The following is a 19,128-nucleotide window of genomic DNA, read 5'->3' on the forward strand; positions in this document are numbered from 1 at the left end:
TAGTCATCCTCCTATTCAGTTGTTATTATCTCTTTATGAACTATCATACCCATTTTTATTTATATGCTATCCCTTAACTTGGCCTAAGTTTTCTGCTAATGGTATATCAATATAAAACCCCTGCCGTTAATGTGGCAAGGGAGGAAGTTAAAACAAAGATAGCACTGGAAGTATGAAGAAAGAGTGGGGATCGCCCACTCTTTTAACCGTTCGTATCATTTCTTACCAATAAAACTATATCATATGCATGCTATTGATGCAAGACCAGCAATTAAATAGCAGGTAACGTTTCTTAAAATTACTGCTTTTCACTCATAATTTCCGTAAACTGCGACGTATCGAAGCCCGTTATACTGGAAAACGATATTTAAAATAATGATAATTGATTCTTCTCCGCCATTCCTTCTAAACAACCATGATTATCTAAATACTCCAGTACAGTTTTAGAGATTTTGCTTCGTTCACGTAAGTCTTCTTTTGATAGAAATTCGCCATCTTCACGAACCTTTTCAATATTAATTGCTGCATTTGTTCCTAGTCCATCAACAGCATTAAAAGGTGGAATTAACGTATCACCTTCTACAATAAAATCTGTTGCACTAGACTTATACAGATCTACACGCTGAAACGAAAATCCTCTCTCACACATTTCCAAAGCTACTTCTAAAACTGTTAATAGGTTTTTTTCTTTTGGTGAAGCATCATTTCCTTTAGCAGCAATATTCTCTATCTTTTGCCTTATTGCATCTGATCCCTTAACCATTGTATCCAGGTCAAAATCTCCTGCCCGGACAGAAAAATATGCAGCATAAAAGAATATTGGATGATGGACTTTAAAGTAAGCAATCCGTACTGCCATTAATACATAGGCAGCAGCGTGGGCCTTAGGAAACATATATTTAATTTTTTTACATGATTCAATATACCAATCAGGTACCCCGTGTTTTTTCATTTCATCTATCCATTCATCCTGTAAACCTTTACCTTTACGGACAAATTCCATGATTTTAAAGGCAAGTGATGCTTCCAGGCCTTTATGCATTAGATAAACCATAATATCGTCACGACAACCAATAACATCCGGAAGTTCACAAATACCGTCATTAATTAATTCCTGTGCATTGCCTAACCATACGTCGGTTCCATGTGACAGGCCAGATATTATAACAAGTTCTGCAAATGTTTTCGGTTTGGTATCCTCAAGCATTTGTCTGACAAATTTTGTTCCGAATTCCGGAACGCCTAATGTACCTGTTTTACAATTAATTTGCTCCGGTGTTACACCTAGCGATTCTGTACCGGAAAATATTTTCATTACTTCAGCATCGTCAGTCGGGATTGTTTTCGGATCAATGCCACTTAAATCCTGCAGCATACGAATAACCGTTGGATCATCGTGTCCAAGTATATCAAGCTTTAATAAATTATCATGGATGGAATGAAAATCAAAATGCGTTGTTCGCCACTCGCTTTTACGATCATCTGCCGGGAACTGAATAGGTGTAAAATCAAAAATCTCCTTATCATCCGGAACTACGATAATTCCCCCGGGATGCTGGCCAGTTGTTCTTTTAACTCCCGTACACCCCTGAACTAAACGATCAACTTCAGCATTTTTATATACAAGCTGTTTATCGGAAGCATATCCTTTTACATACCCATACGCAGTTTTTTCAGCGATTGTACCAATAGTACCAGCGCGATAGACATTATCCTCTCCAAATAATACCTTTGTATAGTTATGTGCTTGCGGCTGATACTCCCCAGAGAAGTTTAAATCGATATCCGGAACCTTATCCCCTTTAAATCCAAGGAAAGTCTCGAATGGAATATCCTGTCCATCCTTTGTATATGGTATACCACAATTCGGACAATCTTTATCCTCTAAATCAAATCCGCTTCCCACAGAGCCGTCCGTAATGAATTCATGATGATGACATTCTTTACAGACATAATGCGGAGGCAGTGGATTTACCTCAGTTATTTCCGTCATGGTTGCAACTAGAGATGAACCGACAGACCCCCGTGAACCTACTAAATAGCCATCGTCCAGAGATTTTTTTACTAGTTTATGAGAAATTAAATAAATAACCGCAAAACCATGTCCAATAATACTTGCTAATTCTTTTTCCAATCGATCAACTACAATTTGCGGTACTGGATCACCGTAAATCAGTTTCGCACGTGTATAGCAAAGATCCCGCATCTCTTGATCCGCACCTTCGATGGTTGGTGTAAATAACCCATCTTTAACTGGTGAGATATCTTCAATTGTATTTGCAAGATTTTGTGTATTCGTTACAACAAGTTCCTTTGCTGCCTTATCACCTAAAAAGCTAAAACAATCCAGCATCTCGTTTGTCGTCCGAAACGGGGTATCTGGCAGCGTTTGCCTGTTTAATGGATTCCCCGCTTGTGAAGCAATCAAAATTTGCCGGTACAGTTTATCATGTTCATCGATATAATGTGTATTCCCTGTTGCTACAATTGTTTTGTTCAACCGTTTAGCCATATCTACTAATTTTGTAATAATATCTAGGATTTGAGCTTCATTTTGCACAAGCTCTTTTTCAACCAAATGAATATAGTTAGCCGGGGGCTGTACTTCAATATAATCATAGAATTCAGCAACTTTTTCAGCCTCGTCAGCAGATTTTTGCATCATCGTCTCAAAAACTTCACCTTTATCACATGCAGATCCAATAAGGATGCCTTCGCGAAATTTTTGCAATTTAGAACGCGGAATTCTAGGAACCCGGTAAAAATAATCAATATGTGCATGGGAAACAAGCTTATAAATATTTTTCAGCCCTTCCTGTGTTTTCGCAAGCAACGTACAATGAAATGGACGTGAACGTTGATAAGCATTCCCTTCTCCCATATGATTATTAAGCTGGGAATGATTAATAATCTCTTTTTCTAGCAAACGCTGCACTAATTTCCATAACAGGTATCCTGTTGCTTCTGCATCATAAATCGCCCTGTGATGCTGGGTTAATTCAATATCTAAATGCTTGCATAGTGTATTTAATCGATGGTTTTTCAGCTCGGGAAAGAGAAATCTGGCAAGCTCTAACGTGTCTATTACTGGATTCGCAACTTTATCATAATCAATCCGTTTATAACCCGCATTTAAGAAACCGATGTCAAAACTAGCATTATGTGCAACCAGGACACCATCTTCTGCCCATTTATAGAAATCTTTTAATACTTCATTGATTTCAGGTGCATTCTTAACCATATCATCCGTTATACCTGTTAAATCAATAGTGGTTTGCGATAATGCGTGGTGTGGATTGGCAAACGACTCAAATCGATCAATAATTTCACCTTGATGAATTTTGACCGCCGCTAACTCAATAATTGTATCGTATACCGCTGATAGACCTGTTGTCTCCACATCGAATACAACATATGTACCGTTTTCCAAATCAACACTCTGCTCATTGTATGCGATAGGTACTCCATCATCGACAAGATTAGCTTCGACACCGTACAAAACTTTAATACCGTTTTTCTGACCGGCTGCATGTGCTTCCGGGTATCCCTGAACACCAGCGTGATCCGTTATTGCAATAGCCTTATGTCCCCATTTGGCCGCTTGTTCTACTAAGCGTGATGGGGATACTACTGCATCCATTTGACTCATTGTAGTATGGGCATGCAATTCAACACGTTTTTCTCCATCTGGTGCAGTATCTTTTCGTGATTCAACTGTAACCTCATGCATATCGTTAGCCATCATTGCTAATTCATTTGAGTACATATCAGTTTGAATACTGCCCCTTGCCTTAATCCACATACCCTTTTTCAATTGATCGAATTTATCCGCATCATCTTCACCTTTTGAGAACATTTTAATTTGCAGGGAATCTGTATAATCAGTTGCTTTTGCAATTAATAAGCTTCTTCCTGAACGAAGCTTGCGAACTTCTGCGGAAAAAACATAACCTTGTACCGTAACGCGACGCTCTTCCTCTTGAATTTCTTCCATTTGCATTGATTCATCTTGAATACCATATCCGATCGAAAATGGTTTATTACTCTCCTCATTTGCTTTACTCTGCTCACGCTTTTCTTTTTCTTGCACTGTCTTCATAATCAATTGCTGATCTTCCAGTGCTTTTTGTTCTCTGAATTTTTGCATATCGGCTTCCTCTGTCTTAACATCAATTACTAATGAATACAAAGGAGTGCCAGCTTTTTTACAAAAAATACGAAAGTCATCCTCAAGTCTTCTTTTTAGAGCACTTGCCTCAGCATCATTCCTTGCAGTTAACATAATCTTATTATTGTTAACTTTAGGAGCTTGATTATGAACTAAATCCTTATATGCCGGTGATAAATTTGTGAGATTTTGCACAAAACTTTTCCAATACGCACAAATTGTCTGTTCATCGCAATCCTTATCTTCTGTGTGCAATGTAAGATCAACTTGAGCAATTTGTTTAAATGAGTTATTGAGGTTTGCGGTAAATAGCTGATAAACGCTGATTGGCAATATGCGTTTTACTTGTATATGAAAATGCCATGTTTGGGTCTTTTTAAAGATTTCTAGCTTAATTAATTGACTATCCTGAAAATAATCTAGACTCTCTTTAGGCATATGAAGCTGTGTTAATAATACTTTCATTTTTTCATTTTCTGAAATAGCCATAACATAATCCCCCTGATACTGCCTTTTACTTTATAAATTATGGAAACCCTTGTCTAAAATTACGACAAGGGCTATGTTCAGTGTCAAGCTTAACTCTTTTATCTACAAGAATAATCGCTGTATATCATTCCAAGTGACAACAATCATTAATAACATTAATAAAGCGAACCCGACAAAATGCACAATTCCTTCTTTTTGCGGGTCGATTGGCTTTCCTCGAACAGCTTCAATTCCAACGAATAACAATCGTCCGCCGTCAAGAGCAGGCAGTGGCACTAAATTCACGATCCCTAAGTTTACACTTAAAATCGCAGTCCACATTACAAAATTCATGAACCCTGTTTGTACTACTTGATCAGTTACATCATATATTCCCACAGGTCCTGAAAGCATTTCAATAGAGTATTGCCCAGTCACCAGCATGATTAGATTGGTTAGAATTAATTTCGTTGTATCATATGTTTGAACAAAACCATATTTTAACGTTCCAGTAATTGATTTCTCAAATAAATGAGTTACCCCAATCTGACCGATTGTCACACCTTGTGTTTCCACCTTATCCGGAACAATAGTCAGTTCTTCTGTATTGCCATCACGTTTAACAGTCATAGCAAGTTCTTCATTTGGATTATCCCGAACTATTTTAGTGAATTCTTCCCAAGTAGAAATAGAATTCCCATTGATTTGTACAATTTCGTCTTTATGCTGGAATCCAGCTTCTGCAGCAGGGCTATCCGGCTGTGCTTCATCAATTATAGCCTTTTCAGTTGGAACACCCTGAATTAAGCCAAGAAGAAAAAAGAGAACGATAGCCAATAGAAAATTCATCATTGGACCGGCAAATAACTGCATTGCTCTTTTGCCAACACTTTTTGAAGCGAACTGTCTGTCGTATGGGGCTATTTGCGTTTCTTTTTCATCCATTACATAAAATGCTTGACGGTCTACTTCGAAGCTGAGCTTTTGATCATCTTCATCTATCTCATAGCCCTCAATTACTAATCTATGATCCAAATCCGCATGTTCTATTTCAATAACCCGAGCATTAGGATGCTTCGATTTATTATTAACAATTATTTTGCTGACCTTACCTTGATCATTAAATTCCAGCCCTACATGATGGCCAGGTTTTAATTCAACAATTTCTGGGTCGTCACCCGCAACACGTACATATCCCCCTACTGGAAGCAGGCGAATGGTATAAACTGTCTCATTTTTAGTAAATGCAAATATCTTTGGACCAAAGCCAATTGCAAATTCACGTGCTAGCATCCCAGCTCTCTTTGCAAATATTAAGTGGCCAAGCTCATGAATGAAAACAAGCAGCCCAAACATAACAATAAACGCGATAACTGTTGTCAAAAGAAGCACCTTCCTTTTTGTCTTCTTGTTTGCTTTTCTATTAATACTATTCCTGACATATGATTTTTATCATGCTATATCCCATTAAGATATAAACTGAATAAAATGCAGCAAAGGTAAAACAAACAATAAACTGTCAAAACGGTCTAAAATCCCGCCGTGACCAGGTAATATATTCCCGGAATCCTTAACACCATAATGGCGTTTAAAAGCAGATTCAACTAAATCACCAATTTGTCCAAATACAGATACGAGGATGGTTACCAAGATAACAATTAGCATAGTATAATCAAATGGATAGACAAGCTGAAAAATGACACCGACAATACATGCAAGCACAATTCCCCCAAGTGCCCCTTCAACTGTTTTATTAGGACTGATTTTCGGCCATAATTTGTTTTTTCCAAATGCTCGTCCAAAGAAATACGCACCTGTGTCTGATGCCCATATTACGAGTAGAACATAAAAGATATAATTTAAACCATCATCACGGGTGATAATTAAATAATAAAACCCCATACCAAGATAAATGGTAGATAACAATATAAAACCAGCATCATCAAAATTAAATTTATTCTTTACTAGTACTGTATATGTTAATAAAGCCATAACAAACATCATTGTAATTTCGGATTTTGTAACATTAATATACGGAACAATATCATCCGGTCTAAAATCTCCTAAAATAACCCAAAGCAAGCAAATAGATAAAAGTGATGAGATCGTATATTTACCAATTTTACGCATTCTGATTAGTTCTATTAACCCTATTGTAGCCATTAGATACACCAGGAGCATGAATGGAATTCCGCCATATAATACAAACGGCACAAATACAATTAATGCTATAATGGCGCTAAAAATTCGTTGCTTCATAGTCGTTTCAACACCTTATATACCTCCATAACGTCGTTTGCGCTGCTGATAATCCTGGAGGGCTTTATGGAAAATTTCCTCATTAAAATCCGGCCATAGTACATCCGTGAACCAGAATTCGGAATAAGCAACCTGCCACAAAAGAAAATTACTTAAGCGCTGTTCACCACTAGTACGAATCAGCAAATCCGGATCCGTCAGACCAGTTGTATACAGATATTCAGAAAACGTATCTTCATCAAGCTTATCAATCGATAATGTTGAACCATTTATATCTGTCATAATTTGTTTTATTGCTTGTATAATTTCAAATCTACTACCATAGTTTAAAGCAAAATTTAATAATAATCCATCATTATCTTTCGTTTTCTCTTTTGCATATTGAATTGCTTCCTTTGTGTGTGCAGGCAATGCGTTAAAATCACCAATAGTTTCAATTTTAACATTCTTTTCAATTAGTTCAGGTAAAAATGTATGTAAAAATTCTTTAGGAAGCTTCATTAAAAATTCAACTTCCGATTTCGGTCTTTTCCAATTTTCAGTAGAAAAAGCATATAACGTAAGAATTTCCACGTTGTATTTCGTTGCAGCTCTTACTGTCTCTTTAACAACGTTCATACCTTCCTTATGTCCGGCAATGCGTGGAAGTCCGCGTTTTTTTGCCCATCGCCCATTGCCATCCATGATAATAGCAACATGTTTCGGAACATTTTGCACTTCAATTTCACAATGCCCTTTGGTATCAGTTTGTTTATTTTTGAAAAAAGGAAGTCTTAATGACATAATTTGCCTCCGAATACGATTGATTATCTTTATACTATCCTTTCAACTCTAATCAATATGTAGGAAAAAAGAATTTTATGACAGCAGTCAAAGATGAATACAGCACTATAATTCATTATTTATTATAAAGATTATTCCAAGAAAACAAAAGCCCCCTTAAACAAGAGGGCTGATGCTTCTTATTTTAAACTTAAATGAAAGGATAAAGAATTCAGGTATAAAGTAATGAAAAACGCTTCTATTTCATGTTAAAATCTATAGATTCTGTTCTTCTACCAATGTATTTTGTTTAAACTTCCATAATTTCTTTTTCTTTATTTTTCGCTAACTTATCAATATCAGCAATGTGATTGTCTGTTTCCTTTTGGACGTCATCCTGCAAGTTGCGCAGTTCGTCTTCTGTTAAATCACCATTCTTTTCAGCCTTTTTCAATTGATCATTGCCATCACGGCGAATATTTCTTACCTGAACTCGGGCTTCTTCAGAATATTTACCGACTACTTTAACTAATTCTTTGCGTCGTTCTTCTGTGAGTGCTGGAATATTTATACGAATAACTTGCCCGTCATTAGATGGTGAAAGTCCTAAATCAGCTTTTTGAATTGCTTTTTCAACATCACCTACTGCCGATTTATCAAAAGGTGAAATAACTAGAAGTCTTGCCTCAGGTGCAGAAATTGTGGCCAGCTGATTTAGCGGTGTAGATGCACCATAGTAGTCAACATAAATACTATCAAGCAATGAAGGATTTGCGCGTCCAGCCCGAACGGTAGCCAAACTCTTGGAAAAAGCTTGCACAGCCTGTTTCATTTTATCACGTGTTTGATTCATAATAGCTTCTGACATTATTATTTCCCCCTTATTGTTGTTCCGATTGTTTCACCTTGAACAACCCTTTTAATATTTCCTTCTTCCGTTATCGAAAATACGATTAATGGGATATCATTATCCATGCATAATGAGGATGCGGTTGAATCCATTACCCCTAATCCTTCGTTCAGCATATCCATATAAGAAAGATTTTCATACTTTTGAGCTTCCTTATTTACCTTAGGGTCATCTGTATATACACCGTCAACATTATTCTTGGCCATTAAAATAACCTCTGCTTCAATTTCTGCAGCACGTAACGCGGCGGTTGTATCTGTTGAGAAATATGGATTCCCGGTACCTGCAGCGAAAATGACAACACGCTTTTTCTCTAAATGACGAATTGCTTTTCTCCTTATGTAAGGCTCGGCTACTTGACGCATTTCAATTGAAGTTTGTACTCGTGTTGGGATTCCGATATTCTCTAAGCTGTCCTGGAGTGCTAGAGAATTCATTATAGTTGCTAACATACCCATATAGTCTGCATTTGCACGATCCATACCCATTTCACTGCCAACCTTACCGCGCCAAATATTTCCTCCGCCAACAACAATGGCTACTTCTACACCTAATTCTGCTACTTCTTTAACTTGTGCTGCGATTGATTGGATAACCGTGGGTTCAATTCCATAGCCTTGTTTTCCACTTAGCGCTTCTCCACTTAATTTTAACACAATTCTACGGTAACGAGCTGTTGTCATAATAACCTCCATAGAAATTCATATTGTTTTTCTTGTAAGTATGCTATTTTCACTTATACCATTAGTAGAGAAATAGGGAACAACACATGTGTCCCCTAATTCAGCTTGTACTATTTTTTAATTTGACTCATAACTTCTTCAGCAAAGTTTTCTTCACGTTTTTCCATTCCTTCGCCAACTTCATAACGAACGAACGTTTTAACAGCTGCACCTTTATCAGCTACATATTTTTTCACTTTTTGGTCTGGATCTTTAACAAAGTTCTGTTCTAATAGACAAATCTCTTCGAAAAATTTACCAAGACGCCCCTCAACCATTTTTGCAACGATTTTTTCAGGCTTACCTTCATTTAATGCTTGCGTTGTTAATACTTCACGCTCACGATTCACTTCATCTTCAGCTACTTCATCACGTGATACATAACGAGGGTTAACTGCTGCAGCATGCATTGCAATATCCTTTGCAGCTTCTTCATCAGTAGTACCTTCAAGCAATGTTAGCACACCGATTCTTCCACCCATATGAAGGTATGCACCAAAAGAATCATTATCTGTTTTAGATAATACCGCAAAACGGCGAAGTGAAATTTTTTCACCGATTTTTGCAACGACAGAATTGATGTACGACTCAACTGTATCACCATCTCCATGAAGCTTTTGCTGCAGCATTTCTTCAACAGTTGCAGGTTTCAGATTAACAATATGCTTTCCTAATTCAGACAGTAATTGTTTAAATGTATCATTTTTTGTAACAAAATCAGTCTCACAGTTTACTTCTAAAAGTGCAGCTGTGTTACCTGCAACTTCAATGTAAGTAGAACCTTCTGCCGCAATACGGTCTGCTTTTTTCGCAGCTTTTGCCATTCCTTTTTCACGTAAAAAATCAATTGCTTTATCTAAGTCACCATCAGTTTCTTGGAGTGCTTTTTTGCAGTCCATCATGCCGGCACCTGTTTTCTCACGAAGTTCTTTTACCATTTTAGCTGTAATTGCCATTGTACATCCTCCTTAATAATAGTCATGTATTCATTTGTCTCTTAAAAAAAGGTGATAAAAGGCTTATCCCCTTATCACCTGACCTTTTTTAAAACTTATGCTTGTGTTTCTGCTTCTTCAGCAACTTCTTCTTTCGTTTCTGCTTCAACTTCATCGGTTTCTTCACCTTGTTTTACTTCTAAAATAGCATCTGCCATTTTTGAAGTAAGAAGTTTAACAGCACGAATAGCATCATCGTTTGCCGGGATAACGTAATCAATTTCATCTGGGTCACAGTTAGTATCAACAATACCAATAATTGGTATGTTTAATTTATGTGCCTCAGCAATAGCAATGCGCTCCTTACGAGGATCAATTACAAACAATGCATCCGGAAGTTTGTTCATTTCTTTGATTCCGCCTAAGAATTTCACTAGACGGTCTTTTTCTTTTAGCAATCCAACTACTTCTTTTTTAGGAAGTACTTCAAATGTACCATCCTCTTCCATTCTTTCAATGTCTTTAAGACGATTGATACGTTTACGAATTGTTTGGAAGTTTGTTAAAGTTCCGCCAAGCCAGCGTTGGTTTACATAGTACATGCCAGAGCGTGTTGCTTCATCACGTACTGAATCCTGTGCTTGTTTTTTAGTACCTACGAAAAGAATTGTGCCTCCATCGGCTGCAATATCTCTTACATATTTGTATGCTTCATCAACCTTCTTAACGGTTTTTTGCAGGTCAATGATATAAATACCGTTGCGCTCTGTGAAGATGTATTTCTTCATCTTAGGGTTCCAACGGCGTGTCTGATGTCCAAAATGTACACCAGCTTCTAGTAATTGCTTCATAGAAATTACTGACATAGTAAAACTCCTCCTGTTTGGTTTTTTCCTCCGCCTGGGTCATCTTCGTAAAAAGACCGTATCAAAAGAGTCAAGTAATTTGTTACCCTAGTCTTCTATTCGGCACCGATTGTACGAATCAGCAGGCGTGTGTGATTAAACTCGCTCAAATTATGAACATAGTATTTACACCAAAAATAAATATATCATATGGTTTATCTTCAATCAAGCTTTATTCGTTGTTTTTATTATGTAATTTTATAACAAGCTCCGTTTCCGTTTTACCGCAGCCTAATTTTTTCGCTATCTGTTCATCGGATATGCCTTGTGCATGCAGTTGTAATATTTTCGCTTGTAACGACATTTCAGTTGTGTCATCCGCCGCTATTTCTGGAACAAGATAGTTTTCATTTTTCTCATCTGTGTTCATATACCTATTTTCCTTCACTGTTGCAGCTTGTTCTGACATTTTAGAAGTTCGATTCTTATCCTGCAGGCTATTGTTGATTACACTTTCCTGAAGTATTCTATTTTCTTCTTTTATTTCTTGTAAATAGGTTTCTAAAAGTTCTATCACATTTTCTGAATGGTTATGCTGCTTTAATTGACTTAATTGCTTTAGCAGGAGTGCAATAGCGACAAACGCAATAATATGCAATAAGAAGCTAATAGTAAATAAAAATGCTGTCATATAATCCCTTCTATCCGCTAAAATCTATTTTATTGCCTAAATAAGGGTGTTCTATCATCTGCTCTTCCTGTTCACTTTTCTGTTGATTATCTCTTTGGGGATGATCTGAGTTGCCACGTTCACGCCTGTTGTTTACGTCATTAATCTGTTCAAACTCATTTACACGTTTGCGCTTTTGTTCTTCCTGTTTTAATTGACTCTCCGCAATCGACTCTTGTATATGTTGACCATGCTTCAACATCTGTTCTTGAAGTTTTCCTGCATCTTGCGTTCGCGGAAGTGCAACTTGCATCTCGATTGACTTCCAGCTCATCAAGATCACTTCCTTCAGCATTATTGAAATCTAAAGTGTCTGGATAGTAATTTCATTTTGTACCAAATTCATTTGAACTGATTTATACATCGTATCGATCCTTCGTTTATATTTTCCAAATGCAACCATAACATTAGGATATAGATGGCCATTGGCAATTAATTTTGCTTTCTGCTCGCTTCCTAAATGTGAATTAAGCTGTTCTAGCAATCCTTCAATATTAGCTAATTGGTCAGCTGTTTTTTTGTAAGAATTCCGTTGTCTCAGTAATGTTATTCGTAATTTAGAGTCGGCCTGTTCCGATTCCGCTTCTAATTTTTTACCGATTACGGCTAGTTTCGCTAAGGTATCCTCTAGTTCCTTTTTTTCAGCTGTTAATCGTTTTTCTTTTTTATCAATTATTTTATTAACTCCAAATACGATTTCAGTTTGTGTACTCATACGATTCCCTATATCCTTTGCTTCAATTGAAACTCCAGCGGAAAGAACCCCGCCGATAATATTCCCTTTTTGACAGTACACATTATTCTTTGCTGTGCATTCACTATGCAAAATTGAGCTTTCTACAAATAAGTCATTTCCAGCATAGACAGAGCCTTGATTGATATTACCAATATGAATATTGTCTCCAGCTTTTATATATCCTTTTTGCATACCTGCCAAACCTTCAGAAATAAATATCGAACCTCCAGCAATAATTGTTGCTGCTTCGACCATGCCGAATACTTTAACGTCCCCTTCTGCCTTTACCGTATAGCCTGTTGGAACATCACCATGAATGATGATAGACCCGACGAAATCCAAATTTCCATTCTTCATGGAAAGACTTTCATTTACTTCGAACACCTTATGAATCTCTATGAACCTCTCATTTACACTAACCTGACCTTCTGAGGCGGCATAGAAGGATTGTCCATCTTTATGGTATACAACATTTTTTCCCGCTTTTGTTTGTATTGGCTTACCCGGAAGCGCCTGTACGGTATTTCCGTAAACATCGGTGCCATTTTCCCCGGCACCAGGCATTGTGACAGTAGCTAGTTTTTGTCCCGTACGCACCGTTGGAATACGCATAACATCACGGAAATTCCAATCAGGTGTTTTCGGAATCTCGGGATTAAAATTTAATTCATATGTGATATATCCATCAATTCCGTGTTCCGCATGTATTCCTTGTGCCACGATTAACGGAAAATCACTTTTACTGTCAGCGGCAATAACTTGTTTTATCGATTCCCGATCTATTCCAAACAAAATGTTATTTTCTTTTAAATATTGGATAATTGTTTGTTCATCAATGACCATATCCATTTCTTCGTACTGATCTGAACAATGTATACTTACTGTCATATGATCGTGTGATGTCTGTATATAAAAGTAATCTTGTATACGACCCAAGTTACCTCAACCTCCACCATAAATACCATAATTTAACCTGTACTGTCTTTCATTTTTTTAAGCGTATTACGCAGCTTAAAAATAGCTTTTCTATGAATTTGTGAAATCCTGGACGTAGTTAATCCTAATACTTGTCCGATCTCGGTAAGTGTTAATTCTTTATGGTAAAACAAACTTATTACTAATTGCTCATTTTCTTTTAATGATTTAATTCCTTCCGTAAGCTCCTTGCTTATTTCCAATTTCACCAAATGTTCATCAGGTAAAACAGAGGCATCATCTGGAATCGTGTAACCAATACCTTCCTTATGTTCGCCGGAGTTATCTTTTGGCTTTTCTTCAATTGATAATACATTGGCAAATAACGTATCCCTAATAAGCGTCTCGACTTCTTTAGCGGGTATATCTAATTTTTCTGCAATTTCTTCTGCACTCGGTGCTCGGTGGTTAAGCTGTTCAAGTTCCTGAGATGCCTGTTCAATCTTTTTAGTTTTTTCCCTAATCGAACGCGGCAGCCAATCCTCTTTTCGCAATCCGTCAATAATAGCACCGCGAATGCGGAAAGAAGCGTACGTATCAAATTTCAAGTCCCTGCTAGATTCAAATTTATTTAATGCGTCAAATAACCCCATTAATCCAAAGCTTTTTAAATCGTCTTTATTCACATTACTTGGCAAATGGCTGGCAATTCTCTCTACATGAAAGCTTACCAGGTACATATAATTTTGAACTAGCTGATTAGCCGCTTCATTATCTCTTGTTTGAAGCCAATTATCCCATAATTTTTGTTCAAGAGGAGACTTTTTAGTTGTCATTTAATTTTTACTCCTCCTTTTTAAAATTGTATGTTCAAAAAGCCGCCGAATAATTAAGTCGGGAATAGAAATTTAAAATATACATTTAGTGACTTTTTGAGCTTTCTGCAAAAGTATTAAATAACTGCTTCTCCCTTATTAACCGTCCGTATTTTAAGTTTACCCGTATCAGGATCAAATTCAATCGTTCTTCCACAGCTTCCGCCAACATCCAGCGATACAATTGAAATTTGGTGTTCTGTTAACTTTTGTTGCACAGCCTCAACATTCCGGGGGCCGATTCGCATTGTATCTGACGACAAAAACTGAAACATCTGTGCACCACCGGCTAATTTTGCCTTTAAAGCATGCTGTCTTGCTCCATTATCTAGTAATTGCTCTACCAAACGATCAATAGCTGTATCCGCATATTTGTAAGCATTTATCTGTGTTTGTTTCGCAAAGGTTGAATTTGGCAGCATTATATGGGCAAGACCAGCTATTTTTTTTGGTAAATCATAAATGACTGCTCCTACACACGAACCAAGTCCAGAAGTGCGTATTGTATCAGGTGCAGTTACGATATTTAAATCTGCAATTCCTACTTTAATAACTGTATGTGTATCATTCATGCTCGTTGATTCCTAAATTTGAAAAAATTTTCGAAAATGATTCTGGATCAGGCAATAGTAGAAATTGACCGTGTATGCCACTACTATCTGATTGATCATTTATTTTTGTGTCTATCACAATAGCATAATCAGTTACATGTGATAACTCCAGAAGTCCAACTGTTAGAATCGCCCCAGCCATGTCAACACTTAACGAAGGGACAGATGGCTGCATATTGATCCCCGTAAAGTCAGACAATGCTGATAGATAGGATCCAGCGAGTATATTTCCAATCTCGTGCAGTGCAGAAATTGCAATATCATTTGGCGCTTTATCATCTAACAGCTTAAATTCCGTGTCATCCGTTATTTGCCTTACTAAGAATTCCGCTTCCTCTTTCGTTAGGATAAAATACACGGAACCGGGGGCTTCTCCCTGAATTCGTATGTATAGAGCAACAATTAGCTTATCCGGGCCGCCAATCATCTCCATAACTTCATCAAAAGCAACAACATTAACTGAAGGAACCTGCATATCTATTTTCTTATTTATCAATTTTGACATGGAAGTGGCTGCATTACCGGAACCAATATTACCTATCTCGCGTAATACATCCATTTGCACAATAGAAAAACCGGCGTTGAAATCCATTGTTACAATCTATCCTTCCACCGATTTCAACTCGTTAATTTCTTCATTAGACAATACTCTTTGTAAATTAAGCAAAATTAATAGTCTGCTATCAAGCTTAGCGACCCCTTCTATATAATCTACATCAACGGTGCCGACTACCTCTGGAGCTGGTTCAATTGCACTTTCCGGTATATCAATAACATCATTTGCTGCATCAACAATTAAACCAACTTCCATCTCATCCATATAGACAATGATAATACGTGTCGAATCACTAAATTCGGTTTCCTCCATTCCAAATCGTACTCGTAAATCGATGACTGGAGTAACTACTCCACGCATATTAATAACACCTTTTACAAAATTTGCAGTTTGCGGGACTCGAGTAATAGGCACAATCCTCTCGATTGATCCAACTTGTTGAACTGAAACCGCATACTCTTCATCCTTTAATTGAAATACAATTACCTTTTTATCGATTAATGTCTCGTTTGCCATTATTGTTTTCCCCCTGCTTTTTACGATTTTATTAATGCATTACTGTCAATAATCAGTGCAACTTGTCCATCACCGAGTATGGTCGCACCAGATATCGCAAACACATTTGTTAAATAATTGCCAAGTGTTTTCAGAACTATTTCTTGCTGTCCTATAAATGAATCTACAACAAGTCCTGCCATTTTATCTCCTTTACGAACTATTACAATCGATACAAAGTCAGAATCATCCGTATTATCTTTTGGCACATTGAAAATATCATTTAAAAATGCTAACGGAACTACTTTACCCCTAAAATCTATAACCTTCTTATTATGAGCGTGCATAATTTGATCTTTATGAATAATTGCCGTTTCAATAACAGATGACAATGGAATTGCATACTTTTCCTTATTAAGTTCGACCAGCAGAACAGATATAATAGATAAAGTCAATGGGAGCTGTATAGAGAATATAGATCCTTTTCCTGCTGTTGCATCGATTGAGATATTTCCACCTAATGACTCAATTGTATTTTTAACAACGTCCAGGCCAACCCCGCGGCCGGAAATGTCTGATATTGTATCTGCAGTAGAAAACCCGCTTTCCATGATAAGTTCATATATTTGTTTATCTGTTAATGCTTCAGCTTGATTTCTGCTAATTACGTCGTTGGATATTGCCTTATTTAATACTTTATCTTTATTTATGCCTGCTCCATCATCGGCTATTTCTATAAAAACATGATTTCCGCTATGATAGGCTTCCAGTCTAATAGTACCTTGTTCTGGCTTCCCTTTTTTCAGCCTTTCCTGTGGAGTTTCAATACCATGGTCCATCGCGTTCCTGATTAAATGTACCAATGGGTCGCCAATTTCATCAATAACTGTTCGATCTAACTCTGTTTCGGCACCAACAATATCGATAGCAACATTTTTATCCAAATCACGTGCCAGTTTACGAATCATACGTGGGAACCTGTTAAAGACCTGGTCAATAGGTACCATTCGCATTGTTAAAATAATGTTTTGTAAATCTCCAGATACTCTAGACATCCGTTCAACTGTCTCTTGAAGGTCCTGATGATTTAATTCCCCTGAGATCTGTTCAAGTCTTCCACGATCAATAACCAGTTCCTCGAACAAATTCATTAGAATATCTAAACGTTCAATATTAACTCGAATTGTCTTGCTTGAAGATGATTTACCAGTACTTTTTCCAGCATTTGTTGCAGGTTGTTCCGTTTGATCATTCGTATGTTCTTTAACTTGGTGTTCATCATTTTGTTGATTTGTATTCTTATAATTATATGGATTAGAGAAATGATTGATTTCAACATTCTCAATCTCTGACACCTTTTTAATTTTATTCTTTATCTCTTGTTCCCCTTGTTTAGAAACTAAAATAACCGTGAATGAATTTTCGAATTTTTCTTCTTCCAAATCATTTACGGATGGTTCTGATTTAATTACTTCGCCAAGCTTCTCCAATACTTCAAAGACCATAAAAACACGTGCCCCTTTTAATAGGCAATCTTCACGAAGCATGACAGTAATTTCGTAATTGGAAAATCCCCTTTCAGCTGACTCATTTAAAATCGTCATTTCAAACTCGTCTAAAGCAGTAATGGTTTGAAGAGAATCTTGTTTTGCGGAATTTACTGGTGTCTCACTTGCCTGTTCCAATTGATCTCCTTTTTCGATTTTTTCCAGATAAGTAACAATTTGACTGACATTTCTTTTTCCATCACCGCCGCTTGCAATATCCTCTACCATTGCATTTAAATGGTCTACCGTCTCAAAAAGCACGTCCATCATTTCTGTTTGAACAATAATTCTATCGTAGCGAATACCGTCAAATACATTCTCTAGCTTATGGGTTAAATTTGCTAAATCGTTATACCCCATTGTTGCGGACATTCCTTTTAATGTATGTGCTGCACGAAAAATTTCACCAATTATTGCTTTTTCTGTCGGATTTTTTTCTAATTCCAATAGCTGTTTGTACAATACTTCTAAATGTTCGTTACTTTCATCAATAAATACATCCATATATTGCGTTGTGTCCATCTTGCGTCCCCCTTACTTTTTAATTAAATGCGTAATGGTTTCACCGACCTGATGCAGATGAATAACCTGATTTACGCAATTTGTCTTTAAAGCAGCTTTTGGCATTCCATAAACAACTGATGTTTCCTCTGATTCAGCAATAACATACGCATTTGGGTCTTCTTCTTTTAACTTTTTAATACCCTCTGACCCATCGCTTCCCATTCCAGTTAAAAGAACGGCAATTTTATTTATATTGTTCAACTGTGCAACCGATTTAAACAAAACATCCACTGCTGGTCTATGACCGTTATAAGCAGCATCCTGTGTTAAATCAATTACTAGTGCTGTCCCGAACCTGTGAATTCGCATATGGTAGTTTCCAGGGGCTATATAGGCTGTATTCTGTTGTATGATCTCACCGTGAACGGCTTCTTTAATATGTATTCCTGTTAGCGTGTTCAACCTATCAGCAAGCGACTTTGTAAAACCCGCGGGCATGTGCTGTACAATTACAATGGGAGGCATGAAATCCCCTGGTAAATCCGTTAAAACCCGTTGTAAAGCTCTTGGCCCTCCGGTTGATGTACCAATTGTAACAATAGATTTCGCATGTTTCCGTGAATAAGAAACCGCCTCTAGATTTCCTTTTGCATAATGCGGTTGCTCCTGCTTTTTTTTCGGAAGCTTTGCCTGCGATGCTGCAATAACCTTAGATATGATTTCCTGTTTGATCGTCGTTATATCCAATGATATTGGACCCGAAGGCTTTGAAATGAAATCAACTGCACCATTTGAAATGGCTTGAACGGTCTTTCTTGCTCCTTCTATGGTTACACTTGAAAGCATTACAACTGGAAGTGGATTGGTTTCCATTATTTTTTGTAATGCTGTAATCCCGTCCATTTTAGGCATTTCAACGTCCAATGTAACAACGTCGGGGGATAGTTCATGTATCTTTTTGATCCCATCCTCCCCATTTCTAGCTGTACCGACAATCTCAAGCCGTTTATCACTAGACAATATATCCTGAATCATTTTACGCATAAATGCTGAATCATCAATTACCAAAACACGTATAGGATTCATCTGA

Annotated in this window: 17 protein-coding genes; all 17 read right to left on the reverse strand. The window is 37.0% G+C overall.

What is annotated here, in order from left to right; translation table 11 throughout:
* Positions 1-367 precede the first annotated feature (367 nt).
* The gene (locus IEV74_RS05460) at positions 368-4,657 is read right to left on the reverse strand and encodes a PolC-type DNA polymerase III (protein ID WP_188454354.1); all 4,290 of its coding nucleotides are present in this window, start codon (positions 4,655-4,657) and stop codon (positions 368-370) included.
* 102 nt (positions 4,658-4,759) lie between these two features.
* Complete coding sequence (rseP, locus tag IEV74_RS05465) at positions 4,760-6,019, reverse strand: RIP metalloprotease RseP (protein WP_188454355.1); 1,260 nt, start codon at positions 6,017-6,019, stop codon at positions 4,760-4,762.
* An 84-nt stretch (positions 6,020-6,103) separates the two neighbouring features.
* On the reverse strand, positions 6,104-6,895 hold the full coding sequence (locus IEV74_RS05470) for a phosphatidate cytidylyltransferase (RefSeq protein ID WP_188454356.1): 792 nt from the start codon (positions 6,893-6,895) through the stop codon (positions 6,104-6,106).
* Positions 6,896-6,910: 15 nt separating this feature from the next.
* A complete protein-coding gene (gene uppS / locus IEV74_RS05475) occupies positions 6,911-7,678 on the reverse strand; it encodes an undecaprenyl pyrophosphate synthase (protein ID WP_188454357.1) in 768 nt (255 codons plus the stop codon).
* A gap of 289 nt (positions 7,679-7,967) precedes the next feature.
* On the reverse strand, positions 7,968-8,525 hold the full coding sequence (frr, locus tag IEV74_RS05480) for a ribosome recycling factor (protein ID WP_188454358.1): 558 nt from the start codon (positions 8,523-8,525) through the stop codon (positions 7,968-7,970).
* A gap of 2 nt (positions 8,526-8,527) precedes the next feature.
* Entirely contained in the window at positions 8,528-9,250 is a 723-nt protein-coding gene (gene pyrH / locus IEV74_RS05485; RefSeq protein ID WP_188454359.1) for a UMP kinase, read from the reverse strand.
* 110 nt (positions 9,251-9,360) lie between these two features.
* Positions 9,361-10,245 carry a translation elongation factor Ts gene (gene tsf / locus IEV74_RS05490; protein WP_188454360.1) on the reverse strand — a complete coding sequence of 295 codons (885 nt, stop codon included), beginning with the start codon at positions 10,243-10,245 and terminating at the stop codon, positions 9,361-9,363.
* Between the two features lie 95 nt (positions 10,246-10,340).
* Positions 10,341-11,090 (reverse strand): 30S ribosomal protein S2, encoded by a 750-nt coding sequence (rpsB, locus tag IEV74_RS05495; protein ID WP_188454361.1) that lies wholly within the window; start codon positions 11,088-11,090, stop codon positions 10,341-10,343.
* Between the two features lie 211 nt (positions 11,091-11,301).
* A complete protein-coding gene (locus IEV74_RS05500; protein ID WP_188454362.1) occupies positions 11,302-11,760 on the reverse strand; it encodes a helix-turn-helix domain-containing protein in 459 nt (152 codons plus the stop codon).
* A 10-nt stretch (positions 11,761-11,770) separates the two neighbouring features.
* The gene (locus tag IEV74_RS05505) at positions 11,771-12,073 is read right to left on the reverse strand and encodes a hypothetical protein (RefSeq protein ID WP_188454363.1); all 303 of its coding nucleotides are present in this window, start codon (positions 12,071-12,073) and stop codon (positions 11,771-11,773) included.
* A gap of 30 nt (positions 12,074-12,103) precedes the next feature.
* On the reverse strand, positions 12,104-13,471 hold the full coding sequence (locus IEV74_RS05510; RefSeq protein ID WP_188454364.1) for a flagellar assembly protein A: 1,368 nt from the start codon (positions 13,469-13,471) through the stop codon (positions 12,104-12,106).
* 32 nt (positions 13,472-13,503) lie between these two features.
* Entirely contained in the window at positions 13,504-14,286 is a 783-nt protein-coding gene (locus IEV74_RS05515) for a FliA/WhiG family RNA polymerase sigma factor (protein ID WP_188454365.1), read from the reverse strand.
* Between the two features lie 116 nt (positions 14,287-14,402).
* Complete coding sequence (locus IEV74_RS05520) at positions 14,403-14,897, reverse strand: chemotaxis protein CheD (protein ID WP_188454366.1); 495 nt, start codon at positions 14,895-14,897, stop codon at positions 14,403-14,405.
* Positions 14,890-15,528: a chemotaxis protein CheC gene (locus IEV74_RS05525; RefSeq protein ID WP_188454367.1), complete on the reverse strand. Its 639-nt coding sequence runs from the start codon at positions 15,526-15,528 to the stop codon at positions 14,890-14,892. The genes IEV74_RS05520 and IEV74_RS05525 overlap by 8 nt, the downstream gene beginning before the upstream one ends.
* Positions 15,529-15,537: 9 nt before the next feature.
* A complete protein-coding gene (locus IEV74_RS05530; protein WP_188454368.1) occupies positions 15,538-16,008 on the reverse strand; it encodes a chemotaxis protein CheW in 471 nt (156 codons plus the stop codon).
* Between the two features lie 20 nt (positions 16,009-16,028).
* Entirely contained in the window at positions 16,029-18,056 is a 2,028-nt protein-coding gene (locus IEV74_RS05535; protein WP_188454369.1) for a chemotaxis protein CheA, read from the reverse strand.
* A gap of 12 nt (positions 18,057-18,068) precedes the next feature.
* Positions 18,069-19,124, reverse strand: coding sequence for a protein-glutamate methylesterase/protein-glutamine glutaminase (locus IEV74_RS05540; protein WP_188454370.1), 1,056 nt, complete (start codon positions 19,122-19,124; stop codon positions 18,069-18,071).
* Positions 19,125-19,128: the final 4 nt, after the last annotated feature.

The organism is Virgibacillus oceani, assembly GCF_014638995.1.
Lineage (GTDB): Bacteria > Bacillota > Bacilli > Bacillales > Amphibacillaceae > Virgibacillus_E > Virgibacillus_E oceani.

Bases quoted from the DNA above. Each gene is read 5' to 3' on its own strand.
- IEV74_RS05460 (WP_188454354.1), bottom strand. From the start codon at position 4,657: ATGGCTATTTCAGAAAATGAAAAAATGAAAGTATTATTAACACAGCTT.
- IEV74_RS05470 (WP_188454356.1), bottom strand. From the start codon at position 6,895: ATGAAGCAACGAATTTTTAGCGCCATTATAGCATTAATTGTATTTGTG.
- uppS (WP_188454357.1), bottom strand. From the start codon at position 7,678: ATGTCATTAAGACTTCCTTTTTTCAAAAATAAACAAACTGATACCAAA.
- frr (WP_188454358.1), bottom strand. From the start codon at position 8,525: ATGTCAGAAGCTATTATGAATCAAACACGTGATAAAATGAAACAGGCT.
- pyrH (WP_188454359.1), bottom strand. From the start codon at position 9,250: ATGACAACAGCTCGTTACCGTAGAATTGTGTTAAAATTAAGTGGAGAA.
- tsf (WP_188454360.1), bottom strand. From the start codon at position 10,245: ATGGCAATTACAGCTAAAATGGTAAAAGAACTTCGTGAGAAAACAGGT.
- rpsB (WP_188454361.1), bottom strand. From the start codon at position 11,090: ATGTCAGTAATTTCTATGAAGCAATTACTAGAAGCTGGTGTACATTTT.
- IEV74_RS05500 (WP_188454362.1), bottom strand. From the start codon at position 11,760: ATGACAGCATTTTTATTTACTATTAGCTTCTTATTGCATATTATTGCG.
- IEV74_RS05505 (WP_188454363.1), bottom strand. From the start codon at position 12,073: ATGAGCTGGAAGTCAATCGAGATGCAAGTTGCACTTCCGCGAACGCAA.
- IEV74_RS05515 (WP_188454365.1), bottom strand. From the start codon at position 14,286: ATGACAACTAAAAAGTCTCCTCTTGAACAAAAATTATGGGATAATTGG.
- IEV74_RS05520 (WP_188454366.1), bottom strand. From the start codon at position 14,897: ATGAATGATACACATACAGTTATTAAAGTAGGAATTGCAGATTTAAAT.
- IEV74_RS05525 (WP_188454367.1), bottom strand. From the start codon at position 15,528: ATGGATTTCAACGCCGGTTTTTCTATTGTGCAAATGGATGTATTACGC.
- IEV74_RS05530 (WP_188454368.1), bottom strand. From the start codon at position 16,008: ATGGCAAACGAGACATTAATCGATAAAAAGGTAATTGTATTTCAATTA.
- IEV74_RS05535 (WP_188454369.1), bottom strand. From the start codon at position 18,056: ATGGACACAACGCAATATATGGATGTATTTATTGATGAAAGTAACGAA.
- IEV74_RS05540 (WP_188454370.1), bottom strand. From the start codon at position 19,124: ATGAATCCTATACGTGTTTTGGTAATTGATGATTCAGCATTTATGCGT.